This is a genomic window from Nocardioides sp. NPDC059952 (genome assembly GCF_042730435.1).
Lineage (GTDB): Bacteria > Actinomycetota > Actinomycetes > Propionibacteriales > Nocardioidaceae > Nocardioides.
Genome location: NZ_JBHWLY010000005.1, coordinates 23,899 through 45,988, shown reverse-complemented (window position 1 = coordinate 45,988; position 22,090 = coordinate 23,899). Strand labels below are relative to the sequence as shown.

The window sequence follows — 22,090 nt, the reverse complement described above, 5'->3', positions numbered from 1 at the left end:
ATCCGGTCAGCTCTGACGGGCGTCGTAGCGCCGGCGCTCGTCCTCGATCCGGGGGTTGTGCCGGATCGCCCACTCGGCCAGCCCCACCGCCGGCCCGACGAGGGTCCGGCCCATGTCGGTCAGCTCGTACTCCACGCGCGGAGGCACCTCCGGATAGCTCGTACGTGTCACCAGACCGTCGCGCTCCAGATGGCGGAGCGTGAGGGTGAGCATGCGCTGCGAGATGCCCGGGACGCGCGTCTTGAGGTCGCCGAACCGGGACCGGCCTCCGTCGAGGGTGGCGATCACCAGCAGGCTCCACTTGTCACCGATCCGGTCCAGGATGCCGCGGATCGCGCGTCCGCCGTCTCCCCTGATCAGGCAGGCCTTCTCGTAGTCCGACATCGGGCCCCTCCGTCCGCTCGGGCACACCGATGTGCCTTTTGTACGCCTCCCGGAAGCCGGTCATGCTGGATCTCGATCGGTCAGTTACTCATCGTAACCAAGGAGTTCGACATGGTGGTCGCATACGGGATCGTCGCGGGGTTGCTGGCGGCGTTCTATCTGTACTCGGGCGGGATCAAGGTGGTGCGGAGCCAGGAGCAGCTGGCGCCCATGATGGCGTGGGCGGGCACGGCGATCCCGATGGCGGGAGTCAGGGCGATAGGCGTGGTGGAGGTCGCCGGCGCGCTGGGGCTGATCCTCCCGCCGCTCACCGGCATCGCCCCGAGCCTGGCGATCTGGGCGGCGGCAGGTCTCGCGCTCGTGCAGGTGCTCGCGACGCTCTTCCACCTCTCGCGCGGCGAGCGGCGCGACCTGTGGCTCAACGCGGTCCTGGTGGTCGTCGCGCTCGTCGCGCTGGTCCTCGCCACTCGATCGTGACCGCAGCCGGCCGGGGTCAGATCGTCTCGAACCCGGCCATCATCGCCATGTCCTCGTGCTCCAGGTTGTGGCAGTGGATCAGGAACCGGCCGGCGTACTTCTCGAACCTCACCCGGACCTGGACGGCCTCGTAGGGACGTACGTCGACGGTGTCCTTCCAGCCGAGGTCCATCGGGCCGGGGCCGCGGTTGCCGCGGCGCAGGACCTGGAAGGGCGAGAGGTGGACGTGGACCGGGTGGTGCGCGTCGGTGAAGAACTCCCAGATCTCGGTGGACTCGCGCGGCACCCGGGCCTGCGGGACCGCCGGGTCGAAGGGCTTGCCGTTGATCCCCCAGCCGCGGCGGCCGTGCACGCTCGCCTGGCGGAAGTGCCACCTGCGTACGACCGCACCGGCGGGCTCCTCGGGCTCGGGTACGTCGCCCAGGCGCTCCGGGATCCGGACGTCGTCGGCCGCCTTCCTGCCGATGCGGAACCGCATCACCTGAGCGGTCCGGCCGGAGCCGAGACCGTTGCGCATCTCGACCGTCGTGCCCGGTGGCAGCGAGCGGAAGTCGACGACGACGTCGAACCGCTCGCCCGAGGCCATCGTGATCTGGTCGTGCTCGACGGGGGCGGCGAGCAGTCCGCCGTCGGAGCCGATCTGCGTGAACTCGACCGGCTTGCCGTCGGCGGTGCGCAGGCTGAGCGTGTAGCGGCGCGCGTTGGAGGCGTTGAGCAGCCGCAGCCGATACTGCGCCGCCTCGACCTCGGCCTCGGGCCACGGGGCACCGTTGACGAGGATGACGTCGCCGAGCACGCCGGCCATGTAGCGGTCCTCGACTCCGGGCTCGCCGAGCAGTTCCGGGTCGAGCGCCGGGTAGCGCAGCGCGCCGTCTTCGTCGAAGGCCCGGTCGGCGATCATCAGCGGCAGCTCCCGCTCGCTGCGCGGCAACGAGAGCGCGTCCTCCTCGTCGTCGCGGACGATGTGGAAGCCGGCCAGCCCACGCCACACCTGCGGGGCCGTGAAATCCATCCGATGGTCGTGGTACCAGAGCGTCGTCGCCGGCTGCTCGAGCGGATAGCGGTAGTCGCGCTTCCCCGTCCTGACCTGCGCCTTCGGGTCGGCCATGGCCTCGTGCCCGCCGTGCCCGCTCCCGTGCCCGACATGAGCGGCCGGCGCCTCGAAGCCCGGCGGCATCAGCAGGTCCGTCGGCCAGCCGTCGCTCTGCGCCGGGGTGTGCCCGCCGTGGAGATGCGTCGCGGTGGGCAGGGTGAGGGAGTTGGTGTGGCGTACGGTCACCGCCTCGCCGCGGCGGGTCTCCAGCGTCGGCCCGGGGAAGACCCCGTCGTACGTCATCATCTCGGTCCGCAGCCCAGGCAGGATCTCCACCGACGCGGTGCGCTGGGCGATCTCGATCATCCCGCCCGAGGGCCGCTTGACCGGCGGCAACGGCAGCGGGGTCTCGTACGCCTTCGGCAGCCGTGCCGCGCTGCGCAGGATCCGTCCGGTCTGCCCGGGGGCCTCGCCGCACGCGACCAGTGCTCCGGCGACCGGGGCGGCCAGTCCGGCGCCGAGGAGGGTGCGTCTCCCGATCCTCATCGCCGGACCTCCCGCGGGCTGCCGGCGCCGGGGCGCAGGGAGGCGATGGCCACGGCCACCGCCACACCGACGGTGAGGACGCCGACCGGGACGTGCAGCTGGAGGACCCGGGTGTAGCCGAGGATCGCCTGGACGTGGATGAGGAAGAAGAGCGCGACCGACCAGATGAGGAACCACCAGCGTCCGCGCATCGCGACGACGGCGCCCGCGGCGACCGGCAGCAGCAGACCGAGGCCCTGCAGCGCGGCCGCTCCCGCGGAGTGGAGGCTCAACGCCTCGAAGGTGCCGGCGAAGTAGGAGCCGATGAAGATCGGCTGCCCGATCGCGAAGAGCGCGGTCACAGCCGCGACGGCTCGGAAGCAGAAGAGGCTGATGCGTGGTCGGCGCTCGCGTATCTGTGTGGTCACGCCATCCACGATATGTAGGCAGAATACCTATGGCATCGGGCGTTCCCCTGACCGCCGGCGGATCCTCGTCGGGGTCAGCCCTGGTGGGTGAAGACCTCGTCGCGGGCCGTGTCGAGACCCATCTGAAGGGCGCCGCGGAGCACGGCGTCACCCGAGATCTCGGTGGGGACGACGGTCGGGACGTTGGGGCCGAGGGCGGCGATCGCCTTCTGTACGCGTGCGGCCAGGACCGGCCCGCCGGCGCTCCCGACCTCGCCTGCGAGCACGCACAGCTCGGGGTCGAGCACCACGCAGATGCCCGCCAGGCCGAGGGCGAGCCGCCTGGCCAGCTCCTCCAGGAACGGCTCGGCGTCGGGGTCGCCCCCGGCGGCTGCTCGGACGCAGTCCACGCCGCTGCCCTCCAGCCCGAACGCACGGGCGAGGGTGTCCATGGCCTCGACGCTGACCAGCGACTGGAAGGCCGCGTGCTGCGGGCTGTCGGTGCCGTGAGGCGTGGAGGCGCCCGGAACTGCCAGATAGCCGATCTCGCCGGCACCGCCGCCGGCGCCGCGGTGGAGGCGGCCGTCGACGATCACCGCGAGCCCCAGGCCGCGGTCGATCCAGGCGAGCACCGAGTCCTTGACGCCGTGGGAGGCTCCGGCGGACTGCTCGGCTAGCCCGGCCAGGTTGACGTCGTTCTCGATCAGTATCGGCCGCTGGAAGCTGTGGCGGAGGTCGGCGAGGACGCCCGCGCGCCAGTCCGGCAGGTCGTTGGCGAAGCGGATGTCGCCGGTGCGCGGGTCGATCATGCCCGGCGTACCGATCGAGAGGCAGCGGAGCTGCGGCATGGTGATGCCGGCGCTGCGGGTGGCGTCGGCGACCGTGGCCCGCACCGCCTCGACCGGGTCGGAGGCCTCGTGGGGGTCGAGGGCACCGGTGGCGAGCTCGGTGCCGGTGATGTCGGCGACCGACGCGGTGATCTGGTCGGGGCCGATGTGGAGGGCTGCGACATAGCCCGCCGACGGGACCACGCCGTAGAGCGCGGCGTTGGGGCCGCGACCGCCCTGCTGAGTGCCGACGACCTCGACCAGGCCACGCTCACCCAGCCGGATCAGCAGCTGTCCCGCGGTCACCTTGGAGAGACCGACGAGCTCGCCGAGCCGGGTCTTCGTCACCGGACCGTCCGAGAGCATCAGGTCGAGCGCCGCGCGGTCGTTGGTGTCACGGATCAGGTGTGTCCTGAGCGGTCTCGACATCGGCGGCGCTCCTTTCGAGGGTCGGGGTGGCGTACGGAAAGCAACTTAACAACTGAAGGGCCCGCGCCGGTGTTTGTCCACCCAGGGTCTAGACGGTAACTGTAAAGGAACCTTACAGTGGGGGCTCGATCGCCATCCATCTCAACCCCCTCAAGGAGCTTGGAATGCGTACTAAGACAAAGATCGCCGTTCTCGGCGGGATCTTGCTGGCGCCCGTCCTGGCCATGTTGCCGACGAGCCCCGCAAGTGCGCACGGCTACATCTCGAACCCCCCGAGCAGGCAGGCCCAGTGTGCTGCCGGCACCGTCGACTGCGGGGACATCAAGTACGAACCGCAGAGTGTCGAGGGCCCGAAGGGCCTGACCAGCTGCTCCGGCGGCAACTCCCGCTTCGCGGAGCTCGACGACGACTCGAAGAACTGGCAGGTCACACCCGTCGGTAGGAGCCAGACGTTCAGCTGGTCGCTGAGCGCCCGGCACAGCACCAGCACCTGGCAGTACTTCATCGGTGGCACCAAGATCGCCGAGTTCGACGACGGCGGCGCGCAGCCGCCGGCCACCGTCGAGCACCAGGTCGACTTCGGCTCGTTCACCGGCCGCCAGAAGGTGCTCGCGGTCTGGAACGTCGCCGACACGACGAACGCCTTCTACGCCTGCATCGACGTGAACATCGGCGGCACTGCCACCGACCCGGAGTCGCCGGCCCCGGTGGCCGGTGAGTTCCCGGTCAGCGAGGCGCAGTTCAACCAGCTCTTCCCCAACCGCAACCCCTTCTACACGTACGCGGGTCTCGTCGAGGCGCTCAGCGCCTACCCGGAATTCACCAATGCCGGGGACGAGGCGACCCAGAAGCGGGAAGCCGCCGCGTTCATCGCCAACGTCGCCCACGAGACCGGTGACCTGCTCTACGTCGTCGAGCAGAACGAGGCCAACTACCCGCACTACTGCGACCCCAATCAGTCCTACGGCTGCCCCGCCGGCAACGACCAGTACTACGGCCGCGGTCCGGTCCAGCTGAGCTGGAACTTCAACTACAAGGCCGCCGGTGACGCGCTCGGGATCGACCTGCTGAACAACCCCAACCTGGTCGCCACCGATCCGGCGGTCGCCTGGAAGACCGGGCTCTGGTACTGGAACACCCAGAACGGCCCGGGCACCATGACCGCGCACGCGGCGATGGTCAACGGCGCCGGCTTCGGCGAGACCATCCGGTCGATCAACGGGTCCATCGAGTGCAACGGTGGCAACCCGGGGCAGGTGCAGAGCCGCGTCGACAACTACACCGAGGTCACCTCGCTGCTCGGGGTGGACCCGGGCGGGAACCTCTACTGCTGATCGCACCAACCCGCACAGAACAAGCGGCGTACGCAGCCCCACCTGCGTACGCCGCTTGTTTCTGTTTTGTGACAACCGCACAAACAGGTTCTGTTCCTGTGCCGGTGCCCGCCGCGCGGCCGCGCCCCTACCGTCGAGTAGCAACCGGAACCCGGACAGCCCGGGCCGGATGGACGAAGGAGCATGCTCGGTGCTCGAATCACACCCCCTCAGGTCACTCTCTCTCCGGATCGCCGCGGTCGCCGCGGCCGTCACTCTCCCCCTCTTCGGTCTGGTCGCGCCGGCCGACGCGGAGAGCCCCTACGAGCGCGGGCCGGACCCGACGTCGGCCAGCGTCCTGGACAACGGCACGTTCTCCCTCTCCACCGCCTCGGTCTCCTCGCTGGTGATCGGCTTCGGCGGCGGGACGATCTACTACCCCACCTCGACCAGCCAGGGGACGTACGGCGGCGTCGTGCTCGCCCCCGGTTTCACCGCGACGTCCTCGGCCTACTCCTCGATCGCCCGCCGGGTCGCCTCGCACGGGTTCGTGGTCTTCGCGATCGACACCGACACCATCTACGACCAGCCCGACAGCCGCGGCTCACAGATCCTGGCCGCGGTCGACTATCTGAAGGAGGACGCCTCCTCCGCCGTCGCCTCACGCCTGGACGAGACCCGGATCGCGGTCTCGGGCCACTCGATGGGCGGCGGTGGCACGCTCGCCGCGGCCAACCAGGACTCCTCGGTCAAGGCCGCGGTCGCGCTGCAGCCCTGGCATACCGACAAGACCTGGCCCGGCATCCAGGTCCCGACCATGATCATCGGCGCGGAGCTGGACACGATCGCACCGGTGTCGTCGCACTCGGTCCCGTTCTACACCTCGGCCACCGGGGCGCGGGAGAAGGCGTACGGCGAGATCAACAACGGCGACCACCTCATCGCCAACACCGACGACGACTGGCAAGGGCGCCTGTTCGTCACCTGGCTGAAGAGGTACGTCGACGACGACACCCGCTACTCGCAGTTCCTCTGCCCGGCGCCGTCCTCGGTCAACCTGTCCGACTACCGCAACACCTGCCCGGACTGATCCTCCCGGTTCGAGCGTACGGAACCGGTCACCTCGGGGGAGGTGGCCGGTTCCTTGTGCTCGGCGTCTCGTCGGTGACCCCGGCGAGCGGCGGCGGTCGCTGCGCCGGCTCCGATAGGGTCGGATCATGCCCACGACCAGCCCGAAGGGCGAGGAGATCGTCGGATCACTGCTGCGCGGTCTGGACGTGATCGGCATCCTCAGCGAAGCCGAGCAGCCGCTGTCCCTGGCCGAGGTGGCGACCCTCGCCGACACCTCCCGGGCCACCGCCCGGCGGCTGCTGCTGACCCTGGAACGCGTCGGGTACGTCCGCACCGACGGTCGCACCTTCCAGCTGCGCCCCAAGGTGATGGAGCTCGGCGACGCGTACCTCGAGGGGCTGGGGCTCCCGCGGCTCCATCCTCACCTGACCTCGCTCGCCGAGCGGGTGCGCGACACCTGCTCGCTGACCGTCCTGGACGGCGACACGGTCGTCTACGTCGACCGTGTCAAAGCGGATCGGCTGATGACGGTCAACATCGCGGTCGGCACCCGGATGCCGGCGTACGCGATGTCCAGCGGTCGCGTCCTGCTCGCCGATCTCGACCCGGAGGCGCTGCGCGACTACCTCGAGCATCTGCATGCCGAGCCACTCACCGGACGCACCGCGGTCGCCCGTGACGAGCTCGCCCGCAGGATCGCCCAGGCCCGCAAGGACGGCTACGTCATCACCGACCAGGAGATCGACCCGACGCTGCGCTCGATCGCCGCCCCCGTACGCGGGCCCGACGGTCGCGCCATCGCTGCGGTGAACGTCGCGACCCATGTCAACCGCACCTCGGTCGAGCAGCTGCGCGAGGAGATCCTGCCCGAGCTCCTCGCCACCACGCGCGCCATCGAGGCCGAGCTGGCCGCCTCGTGACGCCGTGGTGCTCGCCCTCAGAGGTCGAGCACCAGCCGGGGGCTCTTCGAGCGCCCGACGCAGACCATCATGGTCTTGCCGGAGGCCCGTTCCTTCTCGTTGAGGATCGTGTCGTGGTGCTCCGGGACACCCTCGAGGACCGTGGTCTCGCAGGTGCCGCAGAAGCCGTCCTCGCAGGAGGTCATGATGTCGCAGTGATCCTCGATGACCTCGAGCAGACCCTGGTCGGAGCCGACGGTGAGGACGGTTCCTGACCTGCGCAGCTCGACCTCGAAGGAGTCACCGGTCGAGGCTTCGAGCAGCGCTTCGCCGTCGGAGGCGAACTTCTCCAGCCGCAGCTGACCGGACCGCCCCGCCTTCTCGCAGATCTCCTCGATCTCCTTGAGCATCGAGATCGGGCCGCAGGCGTAGATGAGGGTGTCGTCGCTGACGCCGTCGACGAGCGAGGCGAGGTCGGGGCGACCGGTCGACGAGCTGACGACGACCTTGACGTTCGGCCCGGTCGCGAGCTTCTCACGGAAGGCCATCGACTCGAGGTGGCGGCCGACGTAGACGAGCTCGTACGGCGACTTCTCACGCTCGGCGCGGATGACCATCGCCAGCATCGGGGTGATGCCGATGCCGCCGGCGACGAACAGGTAGCGCGGAGACGGCTCGAGCGGGAAGTGGTTACGGGGACCGCGGATGCGGACCCGCTTACCGACCAGTGCGGTCTCGTGGACCTCCTCGGAGCCACCGCGGCCCTCGGGCTCTCGGAGCACCGCGATCCGGTAGAAGCTCAGGTCGGCCGGCGGGCTGCACAGGCTGTACTGCCGGACGAGGCCCGAGGGCAGCTCGATGTCGAGATGCGACCCGGGCTCGTAGGCCGGCAGCAGACCGCTGTCGGGCACCAGCTCGAGCGAGATCACCCCGTCGGCCTCCAGCTTCGCCTGCCGCACGGTGACCTCGAAGAAGTCCTGCTCCTCGCCGGTCATGCCGACATCTCCTTCTCCGCCGCCGCGGCGCCGGCCTCCGCGCGGGCACCGCCGCGCAGCACGTCGAGCAGAGCGGCGAGCAGCTGGGGGCCGCGTACGGACACCAGCATGTCGACCTCCTGGCGCAGGGTGATCATGGCCGAGGCGCCGGCCGGCTCCTGCCAGTGCTCGGGGGCGACGAGGACGGCGGCGATCAGGTCGCCACCCTCGCGCGCCGCGGTGCACACCTCGCGTACGACCCGCTCGGGGACCTCGGTGAGGTCGCTCCCGACCAGGACGACCATGTCGGCCGACTCGGCGACGGCGCTGGTGCCGGCCGGCATCGGCGGCGCCCAGGCCCCCTCGCCCAGCGGCTTGGTCAGCGCCTCGACCGGGTCCGGCCCGGTCAGGATCTGGACGCCTTCGACCCCGAGCTTCCGCAGCTCGTCGACGAGCTGGGCGCTGCCAGGACCGAGCGGCACGACGAGAACACGGGCCTCATAGGACCTACGCAGGGGGTTCATCGGGTCTCCTTCACAGACTCGGAGCGGGTTGGGTCGACCCGCAGCCACGGGTCGATCACGACATGAGGGGTGAGCGGAGCCTTGCCCTGGTCCATGTCGCGCAGGCTCTGTCCGACCTGCTCCAGGGGAACGTTGTGCGTCGGGATCCGCTCCAGGCCGGTCCTGCCGGAGGAGAGGAGCTCGATGGCACGGGTGACGGCCTGCGGCGACCGGCCGCGTACGCCGCGCACGGTCACCAGGTTGCGGACGATCGCGGTCGGATCGAGTGCGGCGTCGCCACCGCTGAGCCCGGCGATCACCAGCACACCGAAGCGGCCCAGCAGCTGGATGGCGGTCGCCATGGTCTGCGGGGTGCCGATGGTGTCGATGACCGCGTCGAGCGGACCGTACTTCTCCCGTACGACATCGACGACGGTGTCGTCGTTGAGCTCCGTGGCCGCGCCGAGCCGGCGGGCGAGCCCGAGGCGTCCTGCGCTGGACCGGCGACCGAGCGCGATCACGGTCTCTGCACCGCCCGCGATGGCGGCGGCCACACAGGAGAGCCCGTGGTAGCCGGGGCCGACGATAGCGACCTTCGAGCCCGGGCCGACGCCGCCGGCGTCGAGGGTCCAGTCGACGGCGTTGGCCAGCGGCAGCGTCCAGGCGGCCTGGTCGACGCTGAGGTGGTCGGGCAGCGGGTGGAGCACGTGGCGCGAGGAGAGCTCCATGAACTCCGCGTTGCCGCCGTGCAGCCCCGAGGCGCGCGAGGCCGGGATCATCCCGACCCGCTCACCCCCGGTCCACAGATCGACATCGGCGCACAGCCGGTAGCGGCCGGCCGAGCACTCGGCGCACGTGCCGCAGCCTACGTACTCCTCGACGGCGACGCGGGTGCCGACCTCGAGCCCGAGCGCCTCGGCGTCCTCGGGGGTCAGGTGGTCGATGCGGCCGATCGTGTGGTGACCGAGCACCGCGGGAGCCCTGAGCCCCCGCTGGTGCAGCATCACGTCCGTGCCGCACACGGCGGAGGACTCGACGCGCAGCCTGCTCACCGAGGCCGGGAGCACCAGCTCCCGGACCTCGGTGTCGCCGGCCCCGTCACTGACGGCGGCGCGAACCAGCAGATCGTTCATCGGCGGAAGAGCCCCCGCTTCTTCGGGGCGACGCGGGCGTCGGCCTGCTGCTTGGCCTTCTCGACCTCTTCCTTCAGCTGGCTCCAGATGCCGTAGACGATCTCGCCGTACTCCTGCTCGTGGCGCAGCTGCAGGACGTCGCGCGGCCGCGCGAACGGCACGTCGATGAACGCCTTGGCCCGGCCCGGCTGGGCGCTCATCACCATGATCCGGTCGCTCAGCGTGACGGCCTCGTCGACGGAGTGGGTGATGAAGACGACCGTCTTGCGGGTCTCGTCCCAGATGCGGAGCAGCTCGGCCTGCAGGAGTGTCTTGTTCTGCTCGTCGAGAGCCGAGAACGGCTCGTCCATCAGCAGGATCTCGGGGTCGTTGGCGAACGCACGGGCGATCGAGACGCGCTGCCGCATGCCGCCGGAGAGCTGGTGAGGGTAGGCGTCGGCGAACTTCGTCAGGCCGGTCGCGTCGAGGTAGTGCCCGACGGTGTCCTTGATCTCCGACCTCGGGGCGCCACGCACGGTCAGGCCGTACGCGGCGTTGTCCCAGACGCTCATCCACGGGAAGATCGAGTCGCCCTGGAACACCATCGAGTTCTCCGGGCGGCCGGCGGTGCTGCCGGCGACCTCGATGGTGCCCGCCGAGGCCGACTCCAGGCCGGCGAGCATCCGCAGGAGAGTGGTCTTGCCGCAACCCGACGGACCGACGATCGTCAGGAACTGACCCTGAGGTACGTCGAGGTCGAAGGAGTCGACGGCGGTCACGACGTGGCCGCCGGGGACCGTGAAGCGCTTGCTGAGACCGCGGATCCGGATCTTCGGGTCGGCCACGGCCGACGCTGTCTCGGGGGCGGCCGGTGCAGTGGTGTTGGACATGAGGGGTGGTCCGTTTCTCTAGTAGGCCGCCGTCAGTGGCGGGTGATCCACGGGGTGAGCTTGTGACCCACGAATCCGACGATGAGGGCGAGCAGGAGCCCGACGAGCGCGAAGACCAGCAGGTAGGCGTACATCGACTCGATGGTGAAGAGCTGGAAGGAGTTCCAGACCATGAATCCCCAGCCGTTGCCCTGGCCGCCCATCATCTCGGCGATGGCGAGCATGATCAGGCCCATGCCGGCGCCGAGCTCGAGGCCGGTGATGACGTTGGGCATCGCCCCGGGGAGCGCGACGGTGCGGAAGACCGTGAACCGCTTGGCCCCGAAGTTCTCGGCGACGTCGTAGAAGATCGCCGAGACGTTCGAGACCCCGGTGTAGGTGTTGATGACGACGGGGAAGAAGACGCCCATCGCCACGAAGTACCAGATCGTGTCCTCGCCCAGGCCGAAGAAGAGCAGGAACAGCGGCAGCACCGCGCTCTTCGGGACGGGGTAGAGGGCGGAGATGATCGGGCGCACGGCCGCGTTCACGATCTTGTTGAGCCCCATCGCGACACCGAGGAGGACTGCCGGGATGGCGCCGACCAGGAAGCCGACGACCAGACGGGTGAGGCTGTGCTGGGACTGAGCCCACAGTTCGCCGCTGCTCGCCTCGGTCCACAGTGCCTGGAAGATCAGGGTCGGTGCTGGGAAGAACCTGTCCTCGAGGAGCCCGGCGCGGGAGAAGATCTCCCAGGCCACGAGCACGAGGATCGGGCTGAGGATCGAGATGGTGCGGAGGGCACCCTTGCTCAAGGTACGGCGCTGCTCCACCTGGCGGGCAGCAACCGCTGCCTTCGGGGTCGTGGCCGCTTCTGCAACGTTGGTCATGGCACTCATTCCTTGGTCGCGGCCTGGGCCGCCCTGTCGACGTAGCTGGTGTCGACCAGCGCGTCGAAATCGATGTGCGACGTGCCCGTGTAGAGACCCTGCTTGACGAAGAAGGCGTAGTCCTTCTTCAGGCTCTCGACGTTGAGCGATGCGTCGGGGTTCACGTAGCTGGGGACGGTCTTCTTGACCGCCTCAGGGTCGGTCTTGATGTTGGCTCCGATGATCGAGGCGATCTCGTCGGCCCCCGCACCGGCCCACCTGCCGCCCTCGACCGCCGCGCTGTAGTCGCGTGCGGCGTGCGCGTACGCGTTCATGAAGCACTGGGCGGCCTTGCCCTGCTCCTTGGGGAAGTCGCCGCTGTAGAGGAGCACGGCGAGCTGCTGGTTGTTGTAGACGGTCGTGGAGTCCGCAAGCTTGACCGCAGCGCCGCTGCTCAGCGCCTTGGTCGCGGCCGGCTCGGTGGTGAGCGCGGCGTCGATCGACCCGTTCTGCAGGGCAGCGACGTGGTCGGGGAAGCCGAGGAACATGTGCGAGACGTCGTTGTAGGCGAGCCCCTCGGTCTCGAGCAGCGCGGCCAGGGTCGAGGAGGTCGCCGTGCCGGGCGCCGGCTCGGCCACGCTGAGGCCCTCGAGGTCTCTGATGCTCTTGACCTTGCCCGAGTCGACGAGCTCCTTGCGGACCAGCAGCGGCATGTAGTCGTGGTTGGTCACCAGTTGGCCCTTGTCCGCGACGATCTTGATGTCGATGTCGCGGGCGATGCCGTTGTAGAAGCCCGCTGACGGGGCACCGGCGCCGACGGCCAGGTGACCAGCCGCCAGGTAGGGGACCATCTCGCCGGCCGACTTGAACGGGCGGAGCTTCACCTCGAGACCTTCCTCGGTGAAGTAGCCCTTGTCCTGGGCGATGAAGAGCAGGGCGTCGGAGAGGCTGTTCGTGATGCCGGCCTCGACCTCGACACCGACGCACGACGTCGCCCCGGTGGCACTGGTGCCGCACCCGGCCACGGTGATCGCCCCGAAGGAGAGGGCCACGGCGGCAACCATCGCGCGCGACCGTTTGAAGTGTGTACGCATGAGTCTGCCGATCAGATCGAGTGGAAGTTCTCGCCGGGCCTGACCGCCAAGACGTCCTTCGCACCCTCCTGGAAGGGCACGTCGCGAGGCAGCAGGATCGAGGTGGAGCGCACGCTGGTGTGCTCGGGAGCCAGACCCGGCAGCTTGTCGGAGTCGAGCTCCTCGAGCGCAGCGAGCAGGCGGCGGCGGGCAAGGATGATGGCGGCGTCGGAGGTGCCGAGGCGCTCCTTGGTGCGGTCGGCGACGATCCCCATCGACTCCTGCAGCGAGAAGTCCTGAGCAGCGATGCCCGCGATACCGGAGAAGGTCTCCTTGCGGCGCTGGGCGGCCCGGTCCATGAGGTAGTCGTTCTCGGCCGAGGCCAGCGGGTCGTACGTTCCCGGCTTGTACTTCACATGGATGCCGTCTCCGCCGTTGAGGGCGTTGATCTCGCGTTCGCCGAAGTCCTGGGTGGGGTGGTAGTTCCAGCTCCAGGCCCAGCAGGTCTCGTCGTCGATGGGGACCCAGGCGTGGCCACCCATCGGGTTGTGCTCACCGAACGGCGGGATGATCGTGTACCACGGCATCATCCACTGCGTGATGCGCCAGTAGTAGTTCTCCTCGTCGGCGTTCCGACGCGCACCGATCAGCAGGCCACCGTCGGACTCGGCCACCTCGAACTTCGGTCGGGTGTCGGCCTTGAGGTACTTGTTGCCCTCGGTGCCGGAGTGCAGCGGGTCGTCGTCGAGGTTGAACCGGTGCGCGAAGGAGACGTGGCTGGAGTCGATGCCACCCTCCATCGCCTGCAGATAGTTGGAGAACTGGCGACGCTTCGAGATGAAGCGCTTCTCCGGGTTGAGACCCATCCACTCCAAGTTCGGCAGCGGCGGCTCCGTGCCTGGGTCGCCCATGTAGGCCCAGATCAGGCCGCCGGCCTCGACGGCCTCGTACGCCCGCTGCTTGATCTTGGAGCAGAACTTGCTGCCCTCGGGCTCGGACGGCATGTCGACGCAGTTGCCGTCGATGTCGTACTTCCAGCCGTGGTAGGCGCACCGCAGGCCACCCTCCTCGTTGCGCCCGAAGTAAAGGGACGCCGTGCGATGGCTGCAGAACTCGTCGATCAGGCCGATGCGGCCCTCGGAGTCACGGAACGCGATCAGCTTCTCGCCGAGCAGCTGCACCCGCACGGGGTCGCAGTCGGCGCCCTCGATCTCCTCGGCGAGCAGCGCGGGGATCCAGTAGCGACGGAACAGGTTGCCCATGGGGGTGCCCGGACCGGTCTGGGTCAGCAGGTCGTTCTGTTCACGGGTGAGCATTCAGGTTGCCTTTCAGAGGGGTGATGCGGCGGGGAAGGCTGATGAGTGCTGCCGCCACGAAGGCGGCCAGCGGAACCAGCCAGGCGACGCCGAAGCCGGCGCCCAGATCGAGGGTGAGTCCGAACGCGAGCGGTCCGGAGCCGAAGCCGAGGTACATGCCGGTGGCCAGGAACGCCGTCGCGGTGCCGAGGGATTCGACGGGGACGGTGCTGATCAGGACCACCATGGTCACGGAGTTGGAGGCGAGCGCGGCGGCCCCGAACACGGCGGCGCCGACCCACACCAGCCAGCTGCCGACCAGGGTCGAGGCCATCACGAGCACGACGCCGAGCGCGGCGCCGATGGCCAGGACGAGGAGCGTGGAGGCCTGCCGGGAGCCCGCGTCCGCGTGGCGGCCCCACCAGATGCGGCTCAGCAGTCCGACCAGCCCGACCAGCGCGGCGATCAGGCCCGCGGGGCGCAGGCCCAGACCGAGTTCCAAGTGGGCGAAGAGGGGGAGGTGGGCGTTGGTGGCCTGGAGGCCGAACCCGATGAAGAACGTGTACGCCGTCAGCATCACGACCGAGATCGGTCCGGACTCCTCGGTCCTGCCGGGTGTCCGGTCGGCCCTGGCCAGGGGACGGGTCGCGAGCGCGCTGACCACACCGAGGATCCCGAGGACGACACCGGCGGCGACGGCCCAGCGCCACCCGGCGGCGGCCGCGATCAGTGGAGCGGCGAGGCCCGCGACGAGCTGCGCGGCCTGGACCCCGGACTGCTTCCAGCCGATGAGGGCACCTCGCTGCTGCACCGGCACGCCGGCGACCATCCGGTTGGTGGCCGGATTGGAGAGCGCCTGGGCGACACCGCTCAGGACGCCCGCGACCACCACGACGGCGTACGACTCGGCGAGTGCCAGCACGGCGAGGCCGGAGATCGAGCCGACCGAGACCGCGACCATCACGGTGCGCGCGCCGAAGCGGCTCGACGGCCCGCCCAGGAGAAGTGCCGTGAGCGCTGCAGCGCCGAAGGTCACGGTCGAGATCGCGCCGTACTCGGCCGGGCTCAGATCGAGGTCGGCGATCACCAGGGGAGAGATCGCGGTGAGTGTGTAGAGAAACAACGGCCCGATGCCCATACACACGAACAGCGACATCCACAGCGCCGGGGAGATCTTCTCCCGGGCGCTGGTGGCATCGGCCGTGTCGCTGCTCATCTGACTCCATTCCGCTATGCGCACAACTGTGCATTGTGACCGTGGACACACGGTTACACGGCGAAGACCTCAGGTCAAGTGAGGGGCGGGAAAATCTGCCCGATCTTCGTTAGGGTGTGCGCATGGCGGAACGAATCGTGGCGGATGACGAGCGGCGGGTCTCCGACCGTGACGTCGTCCAGTCCCTGATGCGAGGTCTGGACGTCGTGCGGGCCTTCGACGGCACCCATCCAGAGCTCTCGCTGGACGAGGCGGCCGAGCGCACCGGCTTCAGCCGGTCGGCCACGCGGCGGCTGCTGCGTACCCTCATGACCGCGGGGCTGGCGGTGTACGACGGCCGGCACTACCGCCTCACGTCGCGGCTGCTCGACCTCGGCTACGCCAGCCAGTCACGCCTCTCCCTCGCCGAGGTGGCGCTGCCTCATTGCGAGGAGCTCTCGCACCGGCTCGGGCGGACGGTGTCGCTCGCCCGGCTCGACGGCGACAGCATCGTCTACCTCCTGAGGGTCGGCGCGCCGCGCCTGGTGGCCGTCTCGCTCCACGTCGGCAGCAGGCTGCCGGCGTCTCTCCCGGCCATCGGCCGGGTCGTCCTGGCAGGTCTCCCCGACGAGGAGCTGGCTGGCTTCCTCGCCTCCGACGCCTTCCAGGAGCAGTCGGAGCGCACCGGGTTGTCCGCCGATGATCTCGTCAAGGAGCTGGTCGACATCCGCGCTCGCGGCTGGTGCCACGTATCGGAGGTCCTCGAGGCCGGGCTCAGCGCTGTCGCGACACCGATCCGCAACCGGGCCGGCCGGGTGGTCGCCGGGCTCAACGTCTCGACACGCACCGGAGGGCAGGCGCCCGTGCTCGATCTTCTCGACACGGTTCCGGACCTGATGCGTTCGGCGGCGCGTATCGGCGACGACCTCCACCAGACCCACCAAGCCTGAGGCGCGCGTCCTGGGCGGGGGAGGTGGCCGGTTCCTTGTGCCCGGCATTGGAAGATGGGGGCATGACCGGAAATAGTGGAAACGGCGGCAGCACAGGAATCCGCGTCGCGTCCGTGGACGACATCCCGGAGGGTGAGGGGATCGCGATCTCCTCCGACATCACCGGCACCGAGGACGACATCGCCATCCTGCGCGACGACGACGGCACCTGCTGGGCCCTCAACGACACCTGCACCCATGAGACCGCTTCGCTGGCCGAGGGCTGGGTCGAGGACGGCGACGTCGAGTGCCCGCTGCACTCCTCGCGGTTCAACCTCAAGACCGGCAAGGTCGACGGGCTCCCGGCCACCCGGGACACGGTTCCGCACCGGGTCGAGGTGCGTGACGGGGAGGTCTACCTGTTCCCGAACGAGCGTCCGTGACGGTCTCGTCGGTCCTCGTCGTCGGTGGCGGGATCGCCGGTGTGTCCACGGTCGCGGAGCTGCGGAAGAGCGGGTACGCCGGTGAGCTGACCCTCGTCTCCGTCGACCCGTTCCCCTACGACCGCCCACCACTGTCCAAGGAGTATCTCGCCGGCGGCCGCGACCTCGAGTCGATCGCACTGCAGGCACCGGAGTGGTACGCCGAGCAGCGGATCGAGCTGATCGGGGATGCGTTGGTGGAGGTGCTGGATCCGGAGGCCGGCACGGTGACGCTGTTGGACGGTCGAGAGCTCTCCGCCGACCGGATCGTCCTCGCCACGGGTGGGGGGTCGCGGTGGCCGGACGTCGAACGCGTCGTTCGGGAGCTGCTCGACCATCCAACTCCCGGCCGAGGACTCCCGGTGTCGACCACCGGGATCCACACGCTGCGAAGTGCCGAGGACGCCGATGCGTTGCGGGGCGTACTGCTCCCGGGCGCCCGGCTGCTGATCGTCGGCGCCGGCCTGATCGGGGCCGAGGTCGCCTCGACCGCCCGGAAGCTGGGGTGTGAGGTCGTACTCGTGGATCCCGCCGATCCGCCGATCGCGGCAGCGGTGGGCATCCGGGTCGCGACGTGGCTGCACTCCTTGCACTCCGTCCACGGGGTGGAGACGGTGACCGCGACGGTCCGGAAGGTCGAGTCGACGAGAAGCGGAGTCATGGCACACATCGAGGGCGAGCCAGGGCCGCGTACGTTCGATGCCGTCCTGTTCGCTGTCGGGATGGGCCCCGACACCATCTTGGCGAAGGCTGCTGGGCTGGACGTCGAGAACGGAGTCCTCGTCGACGGCCGTCAGGTCACCTCGCACCCCGACGTCCTGGCCGTCGGCGACTGCGCCCGTCGTCGCGGCCACCGTCGCGTGGAGCACTGGGAGGCGGCCCTGAACGACGGCCAACGGGCGGCGGCAACGATCCTCGACATCGATCCTCCCCCGGAGACCGCACCTTGGTTCTGGACCGACCGCTACGACCTGCACGTCGAGGTCGTCGGTGAGATGCGCGAACCGGACGCCGAGCACACCACCGTCGTACGCGGCACCCTCGGCGAGCCGCCCTTCGCCGTCTTCACGCTCCGCGGCGAGCATGTCATCGGTGCGGTCTCGGTCGACGACCCGTCTGCTGCGAAGGCCGCGCGCCGGATGATCGACCGGGGTGTCGACGTACGAGCTTCCGATCTCGCCGACCCCGGGATCGACCTCCGAAAGCTGTTGCGCGGGGCCAGGTAGCTCTGGGCTGCAGACTCCCGCCATGGCGGGGTTGTGGCGCGCTTCGCGTCCTCGCGCACCCTCAGATTCCCGCCATGGCGGGAAAATGCGCCCGCCCGCCCGAGGGCACACACGAAGGACGGCGCCCCGCGAGATCGCGGGACGCCGTCCTAGGGGAAAGATCTCAGACGGTCAGCTGAGCGGGCTTGGACTGGTTGGCGACGCGGTTCTCGGAGTCGATGAACCAGGCGAGCTGCTCGACGCGGGTGATGATCGCGTGCAGCAGGTCGGCGGTGGTCGGGTCCTCGGAGTCGATGTCGTCGTGGATGTCACGAGCGGTCTTCGAGGTGGCGTAGAGCGCGGCGGCGGCGAGGTCGGCGGCGGTCGCGGTGTCGACCTCGGTCGCCGGGAGCGGCGCGAGGGTGGTGTCCTCGGCGACGGTGCCGGTGCGGCCGTCGGGGAGGATGTAGAGCGCACGCATGCGCTCGGCGACCTCGTCGGTGAAGTCGCGGGCGGCGTCGACGACCTCGTCGAGGACGAGGTGCATGTCGCGGAAGTTCTTGCCCACGACGTTCCAGTGCAGCTGCTTGCCCTGCAGGCTGAGCTCGGTCAGATCGACGAGCAGGCGCTGCATCTGCGTCGCGAACGCCGGGCTCGGGACGAACGCGGGGTGCGAGGTGTGGGTGGCGCTGCTCGTGGCGGTCTGCGTGGCCATGTTCGGTGTATCCCCCTGGATCGATGTGGTTCGTTCTTGGTGACATCCACTGTGCCACCTTTTCTTGAACGATTCCAGAAAGGTTAGTCTTCCCTAAGTCATCGCCGTGGCTCGCGGCACGCCGTAGAGTCGGTCCGTGCCGCCAGCCGGAGACGATCCAGCCCCCCTCGTCGCGCGGGTTCGCCGCCCGGAGGTCTTCGAGACCAGCCGGCTGAACACGGACGCGCAGGTCGAGGCCTGGGAACGCCACAACGCGTGCGCCCTCGTGGCGCTCGAGTGCCGGCCGATCGACGGCCACGGGTTCGACGCCCAGGAGGTCAACCTGCAGCTCGACGAGATCCATCTGGCGCGGGTCCGGGCCACTCGCCACGTCGTCGAGCGGCCGGCCAGCCTCGTCAAGGAGATCCCGGCCCGGTCGATCGCCGTCTATGCCAGCCTCCGCGGCGAGGCGATCCTGGAGTACGCCGGCCGCCGCAAGGTGATCCGGCCCGGGCAGCTGATCGTGTGCGATGTCGACGCGCCCTTCCTGCGGGGCTTCGGGCACGGGCTCGAGGAGCTCGCGGTCAAGGTGCCGGTGCAGGCCTTCGCGGCTCGCACCGGGATCACGTCGATGCCGGAGCCGCTCGTCCTCGACGCCGGCCGCGACCAGGACCCGCACGGGCGAGCGCTCGTGCAGATGGTCGGGCGCGCGCTCCGCCCCCACGACCCGGTGCCGGCCGACGAGGAGGCCGTGCTCGACCTGATCTCGGTGATCGCCACCGCCGGGAAGGTCTCGCTGGCCACGGCCCACAGGGCAGCGGCGAAGGCGTTCATCGAGGACCATCTGGCCGACCCCGGCCTCTCCGCCCCCACCGTCGCCGCGGGCGCCGGCATCTCCGAGCGCCACCTGTCCCGGCTCTTCGCCGACGCCGGCACCAGCGTCCCCCGCCACATCCTCGGCCGCCGCCTCGAGCTCGCCTACGCGATGCTCGCCACCGGCTCGGACCCGGCGATCCGCACCGTCGACGTCGCCGAGAAGTGCGGCTTCACCTCGGCCTCGTACTTCTCCCAGGCCTTCCGCAAGCGCTTCGGCGTCGCCGCCGGAGACGTGCGCCGCGCCGCTCGTGCCTGACCGAGTTGTGTACGCCACAGCTCACGTATCGGCGCGAAAGGGTGACAAGTCCACCAAAGTCCGATAGGTCTTCCATGCGATTTTCCGCCAATCGGACCCTGCTTCCCACCTGTAGGGGCGGTGGCGGACGACACTCTCGAACACCCCACACTCTCTAAGGAGACGTACGTGCGCAACGGACTCACCACCGGACGCGGCCTGAGCATGGCCGCCGCCGGTGTCGCAGCGATGGCGCTGACCTTGACGGCCTGCGGGTCGGGCGGCATCGACGACGAAGGCGGTGGCGGCGAGGACACGCTCACCATCGGGTTCGTCTCGACCGAGACGGGCTCCTCGGCGCCGTTCGGCGAGGCGAACAGCTTCGTCGTCGACGAGATGGAGGCCTACTTCAAGGACCACCCGGTCAAGGCAGGCGACAAGGAGCTCGACGTCGAGATCGTGGTGCGCGACGCGCAGAGCGACACCACGAAGGCCGGGGCGGTGGCCGGCGACCTGATCAACAAGGACGGCGCGGACATCATCGTCGCCTCCTCGACGCCCGACATCGTCAACCCGGTCTCGGAGCAGTGCGAGGCCAACTCGATCCCGTGCATCACCACGGTCGCCCCGTGGCAGCCCTTCGCGATCCGCAGCGGCGACAAGCCGGCCGACCTGAAGTACAGCTACCACTTCTTCTGGGGCCTGGAGGACGTCGCGACGGTCTACGCCGACATCTGGGGCAAGGTCCCCAACAACAAGAAGGCCGGCGGCCTGTTCCCGAAGGACCCCGACGGCGAGGCCTGGGGCGCCAACTTCCCGGCGCTGACCGAGGCGTCCGGGGTCAAGATCGACAACCCGGGCAACTACCCCAACGGCACCAAGGACTTCTCCGCCCAGATCAGCGCCTACAAGGGCCACGACGTCCTGGTCGGCGTCCCGATCCCGCCGGACTTCACCACGTTCTGGCAGCAGGCGAAGCAGCAGGGCTACAACCCGAAGGTCGCCACCATCGGCAAGGCGCTCCTCTTCCCGAGCAGCGTCGAGGCGCTGGGCCCGATCGCCCACAACCTCTCCACCGAGGTGTGGTGGACCCCGACCGCGCCCTACAAGTCCTCGCTGACCGGCCAGTCCGCGCAGGAGCTGGCGGATGCGTACGAGGAGAAGACCGGCAAGCAGTGGACCCAGCCGCTCGGCTTCGCGCACGCGCTCTTCGAGGTCGCGACCGCGGCGGTGACCGAGGCCGGCTCGACCGACGCCGACGCGATCACCAAGGCCCTCTCCGGCCTCGAGGTCTCCACGGTCGTCGGTGACGTCGCCTGGGGCAAGGACGCGAACGTCCCGCCGTACGTCGCCAAGACCTCGCTCGCGGGCGGTCAGTGGCGCCAGGTCGAGGGCGGGGAGCACCCCTTCGAGCTGGTCGTCGTGCAGAACTCGCTGGCTCCCGACGTACCTCTCGGGGGCGAGCCCGAGGCACTCAAGTGACCTCTGCCCCACCATCGCTCGAGGTCTCCAGCGGCGTGCCCACCGGCGCGCTGCTGGAGGCCGAAGGCCTGGCCAAGTCGTTCGGCCAGGTCGTCACCGCCCGCTCGGTCTCCTTCCACGTCGCCGCCGGCGAGGCGCTCGGCATCGTCGGGCCCAACGGCGCCGGCAAGTCCACGCTGCTCAACCTGGTGACCGGCACGCTCCCGGTCGACGCGGGCGCCATCCGATTCGACGGCACCGACGTCACCCGGATGCCGGCGGCCCGCCGCACGGCCCTCGGGATCGGGCGTACGTTCCAGATCCCCCGCCCCTTCGAGGGGCTCACCGTCTTCGAGAACGTGCTGGTCGGGTCCACCTTCGGTGCGGGCGCGCGTCGTCGCGAGGCCGACGCGCAGGCCTGGGAGGCGCTGGAGACGGCCGACCTGACCCGCTTGGCCAACACCCCTGCGGGCTCGCTGCGCCTGCTCGACCGCAAGCGGCTCGAGCTCGCCCGCGCACTGGCCACCCGGCCGCGGCTGCTACTGCTCGACGAGATCGCCGGCGGCCTCACCGAGCACGAGCTGCCCGCGCTGATCGAGACCATCTCGGCGATCCGCGACAGCGGCACCGGCGTCGTCTGGATCGAGCACATCGTGCACGCGTTGCTGCAGGTCGTGGACCGGTTGATGTGCCTGGCCCAGGGCGACGTCGTCGCCACCGGCGACCCGCGCGAGGTGATGGCCAGCGATGCCGTCGCCGCCGTCTATCTCGGTTCTCCCGACCTGGAGGGCGAGTGAGCCCGGCGAATGCTCACCGAGGTAACTCGGTCAACGGTCACTTCCTTCGTGGAGTTCAGCGAAGGGAGCGCGAGGTCAGTGAGGTACCTCGGTCAACGTTCCAAAGCCGCCCGGCGAATGCTCACCGAGGTAACTCGGTGAGCGACTACTCCGCTC

General features: G+C 69.7%; 23 protein-coding genes. 10 read left to right on the top strand and 13 right to left on the bottom strand.

All coding sequences use genetic code 11. The features are described 5' to 3' along the window. Positions 1–6: 6 nt before the first annotated feature. Positions 7–384, bottom strand: a complete 378-nt coding sequence (locus ACFV9G_RS03685; protein ID WP_378724970.1) for a winged helix-turn-helix transcriptional regulator — start codon at positions 382–384, stop codon at positions 7–9. 111 nt (positions 385–495) lie between these two features. Between ACFV9G_RS03685 and ACFV9G_RS03680 the strand changes: the two genes are divergently transcribed. Then, entirely contained in the window at positions 496–861 is a 366-nt protein-coding gene (locus ACFV9G_RS03680; RefSeq protein WP_378724968.1) for a DoxX family protein, read from the top strand. Between the two features lie 16 nt (positions 862–877). On the opposite strand, the gene ACFV9G_RS03675 is transcribed toward ACFV9G_RS03680, so the two are convergent. The 3 genes from ACFV9G_RS03675 to ACFV9G_RS03665 all read right to left on the bottom strand — a co-directional run bounded on the left by ACFV9G_RS03675 (position 878) and on the right by ACFV9G_RS03665 (position 4,082). Continuing rightward, a complete protein-coding gene (locus ACFV9G_RS03675) occupies positions 878–2,440 on the bottom strand; it encodes a multicopper oxidase family protein (RefSeq protein ID WP_378724966.1) in 1,563 nt (520 codons plus the stop codon). Continuing rightward, positions 2,437–2,847, bottom strand: a complete 411-nt coding sequence (locus ACFV9G_RS03670; RefSeq protein ID WP_378724965.1) for a hypothetical protein — start codon at positions 2,845–2,847, stop codon at positions 2,437–2,439. The genes ACFV9G_RS03675 and ACFV9G_RS03670 overlap by 4 nt, the downstream gene beginning before the upstream one ends. 74 nt (positions 2,848–2,921) lie before the next feature. Then, on the bottom strand, positions 2,922–4,082 hold the full coding sequence (locus tag ACFV9G_RS03665; RefSeq protein ID WP_378724964.1) for an ROK family protein: 1,161 nt from the start codon (positions 4,080–4,082) through the stop codon (positions 2,922–2,924). 164 nt (positions 4,083–4,246) lie between these two features. On the opposite strand from ACFV9G_RS03665, the gene ACFV9G_RS03660 reads away from it, so the two are divergent. The 3 genes from ACFV9G_RS03660 (at position 4,247) to ACFV9G_RS03650 (ending at position 7,386) form a co-directional block, all read left to right on the top strand. Continuing rightward, positions 4,247–5,416, top strand: a complete 1,170-nt coding sequence (locus ACFV9G_RS03660; protein ID WP_378724963.1) for a glycoside hydrolase family 19 protein — start codon at positions 4,247–4,249, stop codon at positions 5,414–5,416. Positions 5,417–5,606: 190 nt separating this feature from the next. Beyond that, on the top strand, positions 5,607–6,485 hold the full coding sequence (locus ACFV9G_RS03655; RefSeq protein ID WP_378724961.1) for an alpha/beta hydrolase family protein: 879 nt from the start codon (positions 5,607–5,609) through the stop codon (positions 6,483–6,485). Between the two features lie 127 nt (positions 6,486–6,612). Further along, positions 6,613–7,386, top strand: a complete 774-nt coding sequence (locus tag ACFV9G_RS03650) for an IclR family transcriptional regulator C-terminal domain-containing protein (protein ID WP_378724960.1) — start codon at positions 6,613–6,615, stop codon at positions 7,384–7,386. 17 nt (positions 7,387–7,403) lie between these two features. Here ACFV9G_RS03650 and ACFV9G_RS03645 read toward each other — a convergent pair whose 3' ends face one another. From ACFV9G_RS03645 to ACFV9G_RS03610, 8 genes are read right to left on the bottom strand one after another with little or no spacing between them, the layout of a single operon-like run. Beyond that, the gene (locus ACFV9G_RS03645; RefSeq protein WP_378724958.1) at positions 7,404–8,360 is read right to left on the bottom strand and encodes a PDR/VanB family oxidoreductase; all 957 of its coding nucleotides are present in this window, start codon (positions 8,358–8,360) and stop codon (positions 7,404–7,406) included. Further along, positions 8,357–8,863 (bottom strand): hypothetical protein, encoded by a 507-nt coding sequence (locus ACFV9G_RS03640; protein WP_378724957.1) that lies wholly within the window; start codon positions 8,861–8,863, stop codon positions 8,357–8,359. Before ACFV9G_RS03640 ends, ACFV9G_RS03645 begins: the two co-directional genes overlap by 4 nt. Further along, entirely contained in the window at positions 8,860–9,975 is a 1,116-nt protein-coding gene (locus ACFV9G_RS03635) for a zinc-binding dehydrogenase (protein ID WP_378724955.1), read from the bottom strand. Before ACFV9G_RS03635 ends, ACFV9G_RS03640 begins: the two co-directional genes overlap by 4 nt. Beyond that, positions 9,972–10,844, bottom strand: coding sequence for an ABC transporter ATP-binding protein (locus ACFV9G_RS03630; protein ID WP_378724953.1), 873 nt, complete (start codon positions 10,842–10,844; stop codon positions 9,972–9,974). Before ACFV9G_RS03630 ends, ACFV9G_RS03635 begins: the two co-directional genes overlap by 4 nt. Positions 10,845–10,876: 32 nt before the next feature. Beyond that, positions 10,877–11,713 (bottom strand): ABC transporter permease, encoded by an 837-nt coding sequence (locus ACFV9G_RS03625; RefSeq protein ID WP_378724951.1) that lies wholly within the window; start codon positions 11,711–11,713, stop codon positions 10,877–10,879. Between the two features lie 5 nt (positions 11,714–11,718). Further along, positions 11,719–12,756 carry an ABC transporter substrate-binding protein gene (locus ACFV9G_RS03620; protein WP_378724949.1) on the bottom strand — a complete coding sequence of 346 codons (1,038 nt, stop codon included), beginning with the start codon at positions 12,754–12,756 and terminating at the stop codon, positions 11,719–11,721. Positions 12,757–12,797: 41 nt separating this feature from the next. After that, the gene (locus ACFV9G_RS03615; protein ID WP_378724947.1) at positions 12,798–14,081 is read right to left on the bottom strand and encodes a Rieske 2Fe-2S domain-containing protein; all 1,284 of its coding nucleotides are present in this window, start codon (positions 14,079–14,081) and stop codon (positions 12,798–12,800) included. Then, complete coding sequence (locus ACFV9G_RS03610; RefSeq protein ID WP_378724945.1) at positions 14,068–15,276, bottom strand: MFS transporter; 1,209 nt, start codon at positions 15,274–15,276, stop codon at positions 14,068–14,070. Before ACFV9G_RS03610 ends, ACFV9G_RS03615 begins: the two co-directional genes overlap by 14 nt. A 122-nt stretch (positions 15,277–15,398) precedes the next feature. Between ACFV9G_RS03610 and ACFV9G_RS03605 the strand changes: the two genes are divergently transcribed. The 3 genes from ACFV9G_RS03605 to ACFV9G_RS03595 all read left to right on the top strand — a co-directional run bounded on the left by ACFV9G_RS03605 (position 15,399) and on the right by ACFV9G_RS03595 (position 17,892). After that, a complete protein-coding gene (locus tag ACFV9G_RS03605; protein WP_378724943.1) occupies positions 15,399–16,205 on the top strand; it encodes an IclR family transcriptional regulator C-terminal domain-containing protein in 807 nt (268 codons plus the stop codon). Positions 16,206–16,267: 62 nt separating this feature from the next. Next, on the top strand, positions 16,268–16,627 hold the full coding sequence (locus ACFV9G_RS03600; protein WP_378724942.1) for a non-heme iron oxygenase ferredoxin subunit: 360 nt from the start codon (positions 16,268–16,270) through the stop codon (positions 16,625–16,627). Continuing rightward, complete coding sequence (locus ACFV9G_RS03595) at positions 16,624–17,892, top strand: NAD(P)/FAD-dependent oxidoreductase (RefSeq protein ID WP_378724940.1); 1,269 nt, start codon at positions 16,624–16,626, stop codon at positions 17,890–17,892. The genes ACFV9G_RS03600 and ACFV9G_RS03595 overlap by 4 nt, the downstream gene beginning before the upstream one ends. A 163-nt stretch (positions 17,893–18,055) precedes the next feature. Here ACFV9G_RS03595 and ACFV9G_RS03590 read toward each other — a convergent pair whose 3' ends face one another. Continuing rightward, positions 18,056–18,586 (bottom strand): Dps family protein, encoded by a 531-nt coding sequence (locus ACFV9G_RS03590; protein ID WP_378724938.1) that lies wholly within the window; start codon positions 18,584–18,586, stop codon positions 18,056–18,058. 136 nt (positions 18,587–18,722) lie between these two features. On the opposite strand from ACFV9G_RS03590, the gene ACFV9G_RS03585 reads away from it, so the two are divergent. The 3 genes from ACFV9G_RS03585 (at position 18,723) to ACFV9G_RS03575 (ending at position 21,934) form a co-directional block, all read left to right on the top strand. Next, complete coding sequence (locus ACFV9G_RS03585) at positions 18,723–19,697, top strand: helix-turn-helix domain-containing protein (RefSeq protein ID WP_378724936.1); 975 nt, start codon at positions 18,723–18,725, stop codon at positions 19,695–19,697. Between the two features lie 168 nt (positions 19,698–19,865). Continuing rightward, complete coding sequence (locus ACFV9G_RS03580; protein ID WP_378724934.1) at positions 19,866–21,158, top strand: ABC transporter substrate-binding protein; 1,293 nt, start codon at positions 19,866–19,868, stop codon at positions 21,156–21,158. Further along, the gene (locus ACFV9G_RS03575; protein ID WP_378724933.1) at positions 21,155–21,934 is read left to right on the top strand and encodes an ABC transporter ATP-binding protein; all 780 of its coding nucleotides are present in this window, start codon (positions 21,155–21,157) and stop codon (positions 21,932–21,934) included. The genes ACFV9G_RS03580 and ACFV9G_RS03575 overlap by 4 nt, the downstream gene beginning before the upstream one ends. Positions 21,935–22,090 lie beyond the last annotated feature (156 nt).